This window comes from Pseudarthrobacter sp. CCNWLW207 (assembly GCF_037203945.1).
In the GTDB taxonomy this organism is placed as follows: Bacteria; Actinomycetota; Actinomycetes; order Actinomycetales; family Micrococcaceae; genus Arthrobacter.
In genome coordinates this window covers 136,259-148,332 of the sequence record NZ_JBBCBS010000009.1, presented here as the reverse complement: position 1 = coordinate 148,332, position 12,074 = coordinate 136,259, and the positions used below count along the sequence as shown (strand labels likewise).

11 protein-coding genes are annotated in these 12,074 nt (G+C 66.2%); 10 read left to right on the top strand and 1 reads right to left on the bottom strand.

What is annotated here, in order from left to right; all coding sequences use genetic code 11:
* The first annotated feature begins 29 nt into the window (after positions 1-29).
* Together V9L17_RS16310 and V9L17_RS16305 are read left to right on the top strand one after the other, a co-directional pair.
* Complete coding sequence (locus V9L17_RS16310) at positions 30-374, top strand: ATP/GTP-binding protein (RefSeq protein WP_337345862.1); 345 nt, start codon at positions 30-32, stop codon at positions 372-374.
* 67 nt (positions 375-441) lie between these two features.
* On the top strand, positions 442-1,242 hold the full coding sequence (locus V9L17_RS16305; protein ID WP_337352170.1) for an alpha/beta hydrolase: 801 nt from the start codon (positions 442-444) through the stop codon (positions 1,240-1,242).
* On the opposite strand, the gene V9L17_RS16300 is transcribed toward V9L17_RS16305, so the two are convergent.
* The gene (locus tag V9L17_RS16300; protein WP_376044095.1) at positions 1,239-2,546 is read right to left on the bottom strand and encodes an AI-2E family transporter; all 1,308 of its coding nucleotides are present in this window, start codon (positions 2,544-2,546) and stop codon (positions 1,239-1,241) included. The genes V9L17_RS16305 and V9L17_RS16300 overlap by 4 nt on opposite strands.
* Positions 2,547-2,753: 207 nt before the next feature.
* Here V9L17_RS16300 and V9L17_RS16295 point away from each other — a divergent pair, with 207 nt between their 5' ends.
* From V9L17_RS16295 to V9L17_RS16260, 8 genes are all read left to right on the top strand, one after another.
* Positions 2,754-4,454 (top strand): hypothetical protein, encoded by a 1,701-nt coding sequence (locus V9L17_RS16295; RefSeq protein WP_337352169.1) that lies wholly within the window; start codon positions 2,754-2,756, stop codon positions 4,452-4,454.
* A 69-nt stretch (positions 4,455-4,523) separates the two neighbouring features.
* Positions 4,524-5,519: a tetratricopeptide repeat protein gene (locus V9L17_RS16290; protein WP_337352168.1), complete on the top strand. Its 996-nt coding sequence runs from the start codon at positions 4,524-4,526 to the stop codon at positions 5,517-5,519.
* The gene (locus V9L17_RS16285; protein WP_337352167.1) at positions 5,519-6,616 is read left to right on the top strand and encodes an NADH:flavin oxidoreductase/NADH oxidase; all 1,098 of its coding nucleotides are present in this window, start codon (positions 5,519-5,521) and stop codon (positions 6,614-6,616) included. Before V9L17_RS16290 ends, V9L17_RS16285 begins: the two co-directional genes overlap by 1 nt.
* 72 nt (positions 6,617-6,688) lie before the next feature.
* On the top strand, positions 6,689-7,483 hold the full coding sequence (locus V9L17_RS16280) for an ABC transporter ATP-binding protein (RefSeq protein WP_337345867.1): 795 nt from the start codon (positions 6,689-6,691) through the stop codon (positions 7,481-7,483).
* The gene (locus tag V9L17_RS16275; protein WP_337352166.1) at positions 7,465-9,036 is read left to right on the top strand and encodes a transporter; all 1,572 of its coding nucleotides are present in this window, start codon (positions 7,465-7,467) and stop codon (positions 9,034-9,036) included. Before V9L17_RS16280 ends, V9L17_RS16275 begins: the two co-directional genes overlap by 19 nt.
* Positions 9,037-9,066: 30 nt before the next feature.
* Positions 9,067-9,849: a glucosamine-6-phosphate deaminase gene (gene nagB, locus V9L17_RS16270; RefSeq protein ID WP_337345869.1), complete on the top strand. Its 783-nt coding sequence runs from the start codon at positions 9,067-9,069 to the stop codon at positions 9,847-9,849.
* A gap of 67 nt (positions 9,850-9,916) precedes the next feature.
* Positions 9,917-10,258, top strand: a complete 342-nt coding sequence (locus V9L17_RS16265; RefSeq protein WP_066292415.1) for a DUF3039 domain-containing protein — start codon at positions 9,917-9,919, stop codon at positions 10,256-10,258.
* Positions 10,258-12,042, top strand: a complete 1,785-nt coding sequence (locus V9L17_RS16260) for a DEAD/DEAH box helicase (protein WP_337345870.1) — start codon at positions 10,258-10,260, stop codon at positions 12,040-12,042. Before V9L17_RS16265 ends, V9L17_RS16260 begins: the two co-directional genes overlap by 1 nt.
* Positions 12,043-12,074: the final 32 nt, after the last annotated feature.

Here is a 12,074-nt window from a genome sequence, read left to right as displayed (position 1 = left end):
CACTACCGGGGCTGGGGCAGAATGGAGGCATGCCGCGTTCGAACCGCCCCCGCCGCCCTGCCTCCGGAAAACCGGGCGCCGCTGCAGGCAAGAAGGGAAACGGCGAGGTCCCGGAACTCGACCTGGAGCGGGCACGGGCGGGCATTGCCCGCCGCGAAAGCGCCCCCGACGGCGACTGGATGGTCCGGACCATGACGGCCCGGAACGCGGAAAAGACGTACGTCTGTCCTGGCTGCTCCACGGCCGTACTGCCCGGGATTGCGCACCTGGTGGTGTGGAAGGATGACCACCTTTTCGGCGCGGCCGCCGGCCTGGCCGAGCGCCGCCACTGGCACACGAACTGCTGGATGTCACGCAGCTACCGGTACCGCTGAGCAGACCGGTAAACCGGTGGCCGTCAGGGGACAATCCCGGCAGCGCAAAGTCGCTAAGCTGGCAGGCATGACTTTTGATCCGGCGTCGTACGAGTTCACCGTTCCTGTTGGCCCTGCACCCATTCGTGCCTCCACCGTTCTCCCCGCGAGGCGCGAAAACGTTGAGCTGCGCACCGAAGACGGCCACACCCTGGTGGGGGAACTGGCGCTGCCCGAGTCCGGAGAGATTACCGCGACGTTGATCACGCTTCACCCACTGCCCACGCACGGGGGGTTCATGGACTCCCACGTGTACCGGAAAGCGTCGTACAGGCTTCCGGCACTGGCGGGCGTAGCGGTGCTGCGGTTCAATACGCGCGGAACCTCTTCTCCCCGCGGCACCAGCGAGGGAGCCTTCGAGGAGGGGATCGGCGAGAGGTTCGACGTCGAGGCGGCCGTCCGCTTCGCCGTCGAACGCCAGCTCCCGAACCGGTGGCTGGTGGGCTGGTCCTTCGGCACCGAACTCGCACTGATGTACGGCGCAGTAGAACCGGTGGCCTCCCAGGTCGAAGGGGCAGTGCTGCTGTCCCCGCCGCTGCACCGGGCAACGGATGCCCACCTGGGTGCCTGGGCGGCGAGCGGCAAACCCCTGACAGTGCTGGTGCCCGAACACGATGATTATCTGCGGCCCGAGGCCGCGGCGGACCGCTTCCGGCTGGTACCGCAGGCCCGCGTTGTGGGGGTCGACGGCGCCAAGCACCTGTGGGTGGGCGAAAAGTACGCCGCGCGGGTACTTAACGAAATCGTGGATGAGGTTACGGAGGCTGGATCCGGCCCGGAAGGCCTGCCTCAGGAATGGGACGGCCCGGCAGCCACTGCTGCGGCCTAGTGCTTGTCCTGGCGGACGATATAGATCTCCTTGACCAGCAGGAGGATGGCGGCTGCGGTGGGGATTGCTATCAGGGCGCCCAGGATGCCCAGCACGCTGCCGCCGGCGATCACGGAAATAACGGCTACGGCGCCCGGCACTGCCACGGCCTTCTGCATGATGCGCGGGGAGATGAAGTACGCCTCAAACTGCAGGTAGGCGAAGTAGCAGATCGCGTAAATCGCGGCCGTCTGCCAACCCTCCGTCAGCGACACCAGGAGCACCACCACCGCCGCAATCAGTCCGCCCACCAGCGGGATGAATGCCAGCAGAGCCACCACAAAGGCGAGCAGGACGGCAAACGGGATGCCCAGGATGGACATCACCACAAACGCGAAGGTGGCATTGAGCAGCGCGACGCACGCCTGTCCGATGACGTAGTTGCCCACCGAGCGCGTGATTTCTTCGGAGAGCGCCTGCACGCGCGGCCTGCGCGACCGGGGTGCCAGGCGGTAGCCCCACTTCTTCATGGCCGGGAGCGCCGCGAGGAAGTAGAGGCTCAGCACCAGGACGATCAGGGTGCCGAACAGCCCGTTGGCCACCGTTGAGCCGAATCCCACCACCCCACCGAAGATGCCGCCCATGGCCTCGGGGTTATTGACGAACTTATCCAGTTCGTCCTCGATGCGGTCCCGGACGCCGAACTGGTCATCCACGCTTCGGAAGAAGTCCGAATCTATAAAATCGCGCACCCAGACCGGTGCCTGTTGGACGATTTCCGTGACCTGCTCCACGATGGTGGGGATCAGGGTGGCAAAGAATCCCACCACCGCGGTGACCAGCACTGACACCGAGACGAGGATGCCGGCAGGGCGCGGAATTTTCCTGCTTTCAAGCCAGCCGACCACCGGATCCAGGCCCAGGGCAATGAAGAGGGCGGCAACTATCCAGAGGAGTAGTTGGGTGGTGTTGGAGCCGATCCAGTAGACCAAGAGCGCCAGCCCCACGCCCACTGTGCCCATGAACCCGAGGTAGAGCGGGTGTTGCGGCGAGATTCGTGGACCTGGTTGGCCAAACTGCGGAGGTGACTGCACCGAATCGGAGTCGGCAGACTCTTCCTGCTGTGAATACTCGGGAGGCATCTCAAAGCGGAGCCGGGGCTGCGCACCGGGCAGCGGCTGGCGGAGCCTTCGTAATACGGATCCCAAGGCAGCCGCGGCGCCTGATCGCCGGACCAGGACAGGCCGCTCCGGCCCCGTACGCTGCGCGGGGACAGCGGGTGGATTTTCCTGTCCCGCGGGGGATTCTTCCGTCTTGTCAGTCACTGCTTTTTGGGGCCTGTTCCGTGCGTGGCGCCGCGGCTGCGGGCCGGTGTGATGATCATCGCAAACACTATCAGCAGCCTTGTCAACAGCCGGGAGGATCGCCTGTCCAGGAGCGGCTGGGACGCGCGCGTCAGGCCCCCGACTGAGCTATTGGTAACAAAACGGTTACTATTGAAAGCAAACCCCCGCTGATGATAGGTGTTTCCTTTGCGTTTCAAGACTGCAGTCGCACTCGTGCTGCTCGGCCTCCTGACACTTCTGGCCGGTATCGGCCAGAAGACCATCTGGGCTCCGTCCGAGACCTTCACGGCCTCGGTACCCACAGATGCCGCCGAGGCGCCGTTGACCGTCATTGACCAGAACCTCCGCACGCTTCACGGCGGCACGGTAAAGATCAACATCAAGGGTGATGGCAACTTCATCCTCGCTGCCGGCCGTCCGGACGACGTTGACGCATGGGTGGGCCAGGCCGCCCACAACACCGTCACGGGGGTCTCCGAAGACAACAAGTCCCTGAAGGTGGAGCACGCCGACGGCGAAGCCACAGCCCCGAACCCCGCAGGATCAGACCTGTGGGTGTCCAGCGAAAACGCCAGTGGCGAACTGGACTACTCGTGGACCCCTCCCGCGGACGGTGAATGGTCGCTGCTGCTGGCCTCTGACGGCACGAAGGCTGCCCCGGGCACAGTGTCGATGACGTTCCCGAACGACATCTCCACGCCGTGGGCCATTCCGCTGATGGTCATCGGCGGCCTGCTGATCCTCGCCGGCATTGCGTTGGCTATCCTTTCTGCACGAACCCGGAACGGCGACGGCACCGGCCAGGGAAGCCTGTTCGCCCAGCGGGCCCGCGCCAAGGCCGAGACACGCTCCACGGCCCGCCTGGGCATGGTGAGTGCAGGCATGGTCACAGCAGCTGTCACGGCAGCCGTCGTAGCCGGAACGGGCGCGGCCGCCAACGCAACCACAACTCCTGCGCCTTCATCGGAGCCCACAGCTTCCGCCTCCGAAGCGGCCGCTCCATCCTCGCGTGTCCTCCTGGACGCGCAGTTCCGCCGCATCCTGGAGCAGGTCTCCAGTGCCACTGACGCCGGCGACGCCGCCAAGGACGCCGGCAAGCTGGCCGATCGCGTCGCGGGAACCGAGCTGGAAGTACGGACCCAGAACTACAAGATCCGCTCCCAGGTGGGTGCCTACGAGGCACGGATGCCCGTTCGCTCCACGAAGCTGCTTACCACCGTTGTCACTAGCAAGCGTGACTGGCCGCGCCAGGTCCTGGCCGTGACCCAGGGCGACGGCAACGTGGTGCCCCAGCTGCTGACCCTGGTACAGCCGTCACCGCGGGAGAACTACAAGCTCGTGGAAACCACCCCGCTGCAGCCGGGGACCACGTTCCCGTCCATCGGCAGGAGTGGCACGGAGACCCTGGCTCCGAACGACAAGACCGGCCTGCTGTACAGCGGGGAGGAGGCCCTAGCGGGCCTGGCAGACCGCCTCAGCTCCCCTGACTCGAGCTTCAAGGACAAGCTGGTGGAAGGTGAGTCTTCGCCGTACATCGCCGACACACTCTCCTACCAGGCTGAAGTGGTCAAGTCCGGTGAGAACGGCAACTTCTCCTTCACCCACAAAGTCGTGCCGGAAAGCACAGTGGTGTTCCGAACGGCCGACGGCGGTGCCCTGGTTTTGGGTCGGTTGAACTTCGCGTTCGACGGCACTCCCAAGGCTTCCGGCGACAAGCTCACCATCGGTGACGACGCAGCTGCGCTTGCCGGAGGCAAGGAAACCACCACCGGCATGGTGCTGAACTTTGCCGAGTCCATGGCCGTCTATGTCCCGCCGACCGGCTCAACGGACCCCATCAAGCTCGTTGCCGCCACCCGTGGACTGGTCGGAGCAAGTTTCAAGTAGGCAGGCAGCAGGGCACAAGCCCGCTGTGCATTACCCCCGGCAGCGGCCGGAGTGGCTAGAGTGGAAAGCATGAGTTCGCCAGCTTCCCGCCCAGTCCCTCCAGCCGCTGCCAGCCTGCTTAACCTGCGAGGCGCCGTCGACCTTTCCGCACTGAAACAACGCCAGGCGCCGGCTCCCGGTCCCGGAAATGCGCCGGGTAATCCGCCCCTTTCCGGGGACGCCGCCGGAACCTCCGAGGCCGGCCCGGCACCGCTGCGGGTCAATGTCACAGAAGGAAACTTCCAGGACCTGGTGGAGCTCTCCACCAGGGTGCCGGTGGTCTTCGCCCTCTGGGCCGCCTACTCACCGGAATCTGCCGGAATGCTGGACACGCTCGAACGAGTCGTCAACAGCTATGGCGGCCGGCTGGTTCTGGGCACAGCCGACATCGATGCTTTTCCGCAGCTCGCGCAGGCCTTCCAGGTGCAGGCAGTTCCTACCGCCGTTGCCGTGCTCAAAGGCCAGCCGGTCCCGCTGTTCCAAGGCTGCGCGGACGAGGCACAGGTCAGGGCGCTGCTCGATGAACTGCTGAAAGTCGCGGCCGCCAATGGCGTCACCGGCAGCCTGGGCAATGGAGCGCCCGCGGACGCCGAACCCGCGCCGCTTCCCCCGCTGCACCAGGCCGCCTACGACGCCATCGAGGAGGGCGATTACCAGGCAGCGGCCGCCGCCTACCGCCAGGCGCTGCTGGAAATGCCAGCAGACGCAGAGGCCAAGGCCGGCCTGGCTCAGGTGGAAATGATGGCCAGGCTGCAGCCGCTGTCCGCCCAGGACACCGAGGCGCTGCGGACCCAGGCAGCCGAGGAGCCCGATAACCTTGACGCCCAGCTCGCCGTTGCGGACCTGGACGTTGCCGGCGGCCACGTCGAAGACGGCCTCAACCGCGTGGTCAGCTTCATCGGGAGGAACTTCGGCCCCGAACGGGAAACGGCCCGTGTCCGCCTCCTGGAACTTTTCGACGTTGTGGGCACCACCGACGAACGCGTGGCGAAGGCGAGGCAGAACCTGGCCCGGGTGCTGTTTTAGTGTCGGCGCTGTTCCGGCCGCTGAGGCTGCGCTCCCTGGAGCTGACGCACCGCGGCTGGGTGTCACCCATGTGCCAGTACAGCTGCGAACCCGACGGCGCCCCCGGAGTCCCCAACGACTGGCATCTGATGCATTTGGGGTCCTTCGCCGCCGGCGGCGCTGCCCTCATCCTCACGGAGGCGGCGGCCGTCAATGCCGAGGGGCGCATCAGCCCGCGGGATGCCGGACTGTACAACGACGAACAGGCCGAGGCCTGGCAACGGATCACGGACTTTGTGCACCGCCACGGCGCCGCGGAGCCGAAGATTGGCGCCCAGTTGGCCCACGCCGGGCGGAAGGCATCCACGTACTGGCCGTTTTCGGGCCAGCGCGGCAGCGTGCCGGAGTCCGACGGCGGCTGGGCCACAGTAGGCCCGTCGCCGTCGGCCTTTGACGGCTATGCCGAACCCGCCGAGATGACCGAGGAACAGATCCAGGGGGTGATCAGCGACTTCGCTGCCGCCGCCATCCGGGCCGTCGATGCCGGTTTTGACACCCTGGAACTGCACGGGGCACATGGCTACCTCCTGCACCAGTTCCAGAGCCCGCTGACGAACACGCGGACCGACTCCTGGGGCGGGGATGAAGCTGGGCGGAACCGCCTCGTGCTCGCCGTGGTCGACGCCGTCCGGAAAGTCATGCCGGAGTCCATGCCACTGCTGCTGAGAATCTCCGCTACTGACTGGGCGGAGGGCGGCATCGACATAGAGGCCTCCGTCCGCCTGGCTGCGCAGGCCCATGAACACGGTGTTGACCTCATCGACGTCTCCAGCGGGGGAGCGGTGGCCCACCAGCAGATCCAGCCAGGCCCCGGATACCAGACCGGCTTCTCCGCACGGATCCGACGGGAAACCCGGGTACCCACCGGCACCGTGGGCCTGCTGACCTCGCCCGGCCAGGCCGAGCACGCCGTCGCCACCGGACAGGCTGACGGTGTGTTCATCGCCCGTGCCGCGCTGCGGGACCCGCATTGGTGGCTCCGGGCGGCCTTCGAACTGGGGCATGATCTGGCCTGGGCCCCGCAATATGAACGTGCCGTGCCGCGGCATTCCTTTTAGGCGGCCCTACTCCTTTGTCCCTACTCCTGCGGGAGGACCCCCCACACGGGACCGTAGGGCTACTCTGGCTTTATGACTGCTCCGCATCCTGATCCGGTGGTGCACGCCGGCCCGGTTCCCGCCCTGTCCATCCGCGGGCTCGCCAAGCGTTTCGGCGGAAAAATCGCCGTTGACGGTATCAGCCTCGACGTCCCGGCCGGCTCATTCTTTGGCATCGTGGGACCCAACGGTGCCGGGAAGACCACTACCCTGTCGATGGCCACCGGCCTGTTGCGGCCGGACTTCGGCACCGCGGTGGTCCATGGCGTGGACGTCTGGACCAGGCCGCTGGAGGCGAAGAAGCTGATGGGCATCCTGCCCGACGGAGTGCGCCTCTTTGACCGGCTCACCGGAGAGCAACTGGTCACCTATGCCGGGCTGCTGCGCGGAATGGAGAAAGACGTGGTGTCCGCCCGCGTGGGCGAGCTGTTGTCTGCCCTGGACCTTGGCCAGGACGCGGGCACCCTGGTGGTGGACTACTCGGCAGGCATGACGAAGAAAATTGCCCTTGCTTCGGCTTTGATCCATGCGCCCCGGGTGCTGGTGCTGGACGAGCCTTTCGAATCAGTAGATCCTGTATCGGCCTCAAACATCCGCGCCATCCTGGACCGTTACGTCGCCTCCGGCGGGACGGTGATTGTCTCAAGCCACGTCATGGACCTGGTGCAGCGCATGTGCGACCACGTCGCTGTGGTAGCCGGGGGCCGGCTGCTCGCTGCTGGGACGGTGGACGAGGTCCGGGCCGGCGCCTCCCTGGAAGAGAGGTTTGTCCAGCTCGTTGGCGGCCGCAACCACACGGAAGGCCTGGAATGGTTGCGCACCTTCTAAGGCTGAAGCTGACCCTGCTCCGCAATGGCCTCCGGCGCAGTCCCTGGCAGCTGGTGGGCATGGCCATCGGCGGGCTGTACGCGCTGGGGCTCGTGGGCGCCCTGGTGGTGGCGCTGGTCCTTTTGCGCGGCGCGGACCCGGAGCTGGCCCAGACCGTGGTGGTGCTCGGCGGCTCGGCGGCCCTTGTGGGATGGGCCATTATCCCCCTGGCCGCGTCCGCTGCGGACCTGACCCTGGATCCTGCCCGCTTCACCACGTCCGCCATCCCCATGCGGCAGCTCCTGACCGGCCTGGCACTTGGCGGCCTGATTGGCATTCCCGGCCTCGCCACTGCACTTGTGGCGCTCGCTACCGTATGGACGTGGGCCCGCGGACCTTTGCCGGCCGTGGCCGCCCTGGCGGGTGCCGCCGTCGGCGTCCTCAGCTGTATTGTCCTGTCCAAGGTGGTGACCACGGCAACCGCCAGCCTTGCGTCGTCGCGGCGCTTCAAGGACGTCAGCGCCATTGTCTTTATGATCCCGCTCATCATGATGGGCCCGATCGTGGCGGGCGTGAGCAGGGGTGTCTCCGCCTCTACGGGCTTCCTGCCGGAGTTGGCGGCCACGTTGTCCTGGACGCCCCTGGGGGCTGCCTGGTCACTCGGCGGCGACGTTGCCTCCGGGAACCCGGGTTCGGCGGCGGTGAAATTCCTTATCGCCCTGGCAACACTCGCTGGCCTCGCCTGGTGCTGGAAGCTCTTGCTTGAGCGGGCCCTCGTCAATCCGCCCTATGCCGGAAGCGGGAGCCGGAAAGGCGGAAAGCTTGGCTTGCTTGGCCTGCTGCCGGCCACTCCTGCCGGTGCCGTCACGGCGAGGGCGTTGACGTACTGGCTGCGCGATCCCCGTTACTCAGGTTCACTTGTTGTGGTTCCGCTGCTGCCCATCCTGCTCGTCTTCCAAGGCAGCCAAAGCGGTGACTATGCCACCCTGGCACTGGCAGCGCCTTTGGCCGCGTTCTTGCTGGCGTGGTCCATCTCGGCGGATGTCTCCTATGACAACACGGCTTTCGCCCTGCACCTGGCCACCGGTGTGAAGGGAACCGATGACCGGCTCGGCAGGGCGCTCGCCTGCCTCACCTTCGCCCTGCCGGTGGTGCTGATCTTCGCCGTGGGCCAGTGCTTCTTCACGGGCAGCTGGGATGCACTCCCGGCCCAGCTGGGCCTCAGCCTGGGCATCCTGTTCACCGGGCTGGGCTTGTCGTCCGTGGTCTCGGCACGCTACACGGTGGCCGTGCCGTTGCCCGGGGACAGCCCGTTCAAGAAGCCCCCTGGCAATGTGGGCCAGACCCTGGCGGTGCAGTTCGTAGGGATGGGAGTCCTGAGCCTGCTGGTCCTGCCTGAGGTGGGGCTGTTCATCGCGCAGCTTGTCACTGGCAACCCTGTCTTCGGGTGGGCGAACCTGGCCGTCGGACTGATGCTGGGGCTGGCGCTGTTTGGGGCAGGGATCCGGCTGGGCGGCAAGTGGCTTGACGCCCGCGGACCCGAACTGCTGGCCCAGCTGACCGTTAACCGCTGAATCCGCAGAACTCCAGAAAGGTGGCCCCGAGTGGAAGTTGTCATCCTTCCAGGCAGCAAACAGATCGGGAAACTGGCAGCAGACGCCGTCGAAGCGCTGCTGCGTCGAAAGCCCGCCGCGGTTCTGGGGCTTGCCACGGGCTCCTCGCCCCTTCCCGTCTATGACGAGCTGGCGGCACGGCACGAGCGTGACGGGCTGGACTTCAGCGCGGCGCACGCGTTTGCGCTGGACGAATACGTTGGCCTGGAGCCCGGGCACCCGGAGTCCTATCGCGAGGTGGTCAGGCGCGAGTTCACCAACCGGGTGAATATCCTCCCGGAGAACGTGCACACTCCGGATGGTGCCGCCGAGGACCTTCCGGCTGCCTGCGAGGCCTATGAGGACCAGATGCGGTCCATGGGGGGAGTAGACCTGCAGCTTCTGGGCGTTGGCACGGACGGCCACATCGGCTTTAATGAGCCGGGCTCGTCGTTCGCGTCCCGGACCCGGATCAAGAGCTTGATCGAGCAGACGCGCCGGGACAACGCCAGGTTCTTCAACAGCCTCGCAGAGGTGCCGCACCACGTGGTGACCCAGGGGCTGGGCACCATCCTTGAGGCTAAGCACGTTATCCTCATCGCCACGGGAGCGCAGAAAGCCCAGGCTGTCCGTGACTTTGTGGAAGGGCCTGTCGCCGCCATCTGCGCGGCCTCGATCCTGCAATTCCACCCGCATGCCACCATCCTGCTGGACGAGGCTGCAGCGTCGTCGCTGAAACTCGCTGATTTCTACCGGCACACTTACGACAACAAACCCGCCTGGCAGGGGCTATAGGCGCAGGGGCTGTGAGAAGCGAAACGGTCCTCCCGCCGTCGGACGCCACCCTCCCGGAACGGCTAAGATGGATGCCATGACTAGCATGACGGACCCTCTCGAAAACGACCCGATGCGCGAGCTTTCCGGGGCTGGAACGTCCACGGCCACTATTGAGCGCGAGGAACTGCGCCAGGAAGTTGAGCCCGGTGACCGGGAACGCTTCTCGCATTACGTGCGCAAAGAAAAGATCATGGAATCCGCGCTGACGGGTGAGCCCGTCATTGCCCTCTGCGGCAAGGTGTGGACGCCGGGCCGGGATCCGCAGAAGTTCCCGGTATGCCCCATGTGCAAAGAGGTTTATGAAGGCCTCCGCCCGGGCAACGACGGCGGCAAGGGTCCCGGAGGGGACTCGGGCAACAACAAGTAGTGACGGAGACGCTCTTTGGCGGCCCCACCCTGCCCCCGGCTTATCCGGAACGTGCAGCCTGGGGAACCGCCCCAAAACTCCGTGCCTGGCAACAGGAAGCCCTGGACCTCTACTTCACCACCGGCCCCCGGGATTTCCTGGCGGTAGCCACCCCCGGGGCAGGAAAGACCACCTTCGCGCTGCGTGTGGCGTCCATGCTCATCGAATCCGGGACGGTCAACCGTGTCACGATTGTTGCGCCCACCGACCACCTGAAACGGCAGTGGGCCGACGCCGCTGCCAAAGTAGGCATCGCCATCGACCCCAATTTTAAGAACTCCGATGGCCAGCACGGCCGCGGGTTCATCGGAGTCGCGGTCACCTATGCCCAGGTGGCCAGCAAACCTATGCTGCACCGGGCCAAGACGGAGGCCGCCCGTACCCTGGTGATCCTCGATGAGATCCACCACGGCGGCGAGGCCCTGTCCTGGGGCGATGGGCTGCGCGAGGCGTTCGATCCCGCTGCCCGGCGGCTATCGCTGACGGGTACCCCGTTCCGCTCGGATACGTCGCCCATCCCTTTTGTGGAATACGCGCAGGACCGGGACGGCATCCGCCGCTCCAAAGCGGATTACACCTATGGCTACGGCAACGCCCTGCGGGACCACGTGGTCCGTCCCGTAATGTTCATGGCGTACTCCGGCCAGATGCGCTGGCGCACCAGCGCCGGGGAGGAGATGGCGGCTTCGCTTGGCGAGGCTGCGGTCACGAAGGATATTACTTCCCATGCGTGGCGGACGGCGCTGAATCCGGCCGGAGAATGGATCCCGGCTGTCCTTGCCGGAGCGGACAAACGCCTCAGCGAGGTGCGCCGGACGGTCCCGGACGCCGGCGGCCTGGTCATCGCCACCGACCACGAGGACGCCAGGGCATACGCCGGGCAGCTGAAGCGGATCACCGGCGAGTCGCCCACGGTGATCCTGTCCGACGACGCCAAAGCCTCCAGCAAGATCGAGGAATTCACGGCCAGCGAGAAACGGTGGATGGTCGCCGTCCGGATGGTATCCGAAGGCGTTGACGTTCCCCGGTTGTCAGTGGGGGTGTACGCAACGTCTACCTCCACTCCGCTGTTCTTCGCCCAGGCTGTGGGACGCTTTGTGCGTGCCCGGAAACGGGGTGAGACGGCATCGGTCTTCCTGCCGTCCGTGCCGCAGCTGATGGCGTTGGCAAACTCGATGGAGGCCGAGCGCGACCACGCACTTGACCGCCCCGAGAAGGAGGACGCCGACGGGCTGTTCAATCCCGAGGATTCCCTGATGGCGGAAGCGAATCGGGAGGACAAAGCGTCGGACAGCCTGACCAAGGGCAAGTTCGAGGCCCTCGATTCGCAGGCCTCGTTTGACCGTGTCCTGTTCGACGGCGGCGAGTTCGGCACCGGGGGAGAAGTGGGCTCGGAGGATGAGCTGGACTTCCTCGGCATCCCGGGGCTACTTGACGCCGAGCAGGTGGGCACGTTGCTCCGGCAGCGCCAGCACGACCAGCTCAACCGGAAGAACCGGCGCTCACCGGCGGCCGAACAGGCGCCGACCGCTCCTGCGATCCCGGACCACAGGATGCTCATGGACCTGCGGAACGAACTGGCCAAGAACGTGGCGGCCTGGTCCGCGCGGACCGGAACCCCGCACGGTGTGGTGCACACCAAGCTGCGGACGGTGTGCGGCGGACCCCCGGTGGCCCAGGCGAACGAGGAACAGCTGCAGTCAAGGCTGCGGAAGCTCCAGGACTGGTTTATCGGCAGGAAATAGCAGCCCGTTTGGAGCTGTCGTGACGTAAAGAG

Coding starts and splice junctions, on each gene's coding strand:
- V9L17_RS16265 (WP_066292415.1), top strand. CDS start 9,917: ATGGATGCCATGACTAGCATGACGGACCCTCTCGAAAACGACCCGATG.
- V9L17_RS16310 (WP_337345862.1), top strand. CDS start 30: ATGCCGCGTTCGAACCGCCCCCGCCGCCCTGCCTCCGGAAAACCGGGC.
- V9L17_RS16290 (WP_337352168.1), top strand. CDS start 4,524: ATGAGTTCGCCAGCTTCCCGCCCAGTCCCTCCAGCCGCTGCCAGCCTG.
- V9L17_RS16305 (WP_337352170.1), top strand. CDS start 442: ATGACTTTTGATCCGGCGTCGTACGAGTTCACCGTTCCTGTTGGCCCT.
- V9L17_RS16280 (WP_337345867.1), top strand. CDS start 6,689: ATGACTGCTCCGCATCCTGATCCGGTGGTGCACGCCGGCCCGGTTCCC.
- V9L17_RS16275 (WP_337352166.1), top strand. CDS start 7,465: ATGGTTGCGCACCTTCTAAGGCTGAAGCTGACCCTGCTCCGCAATGGC.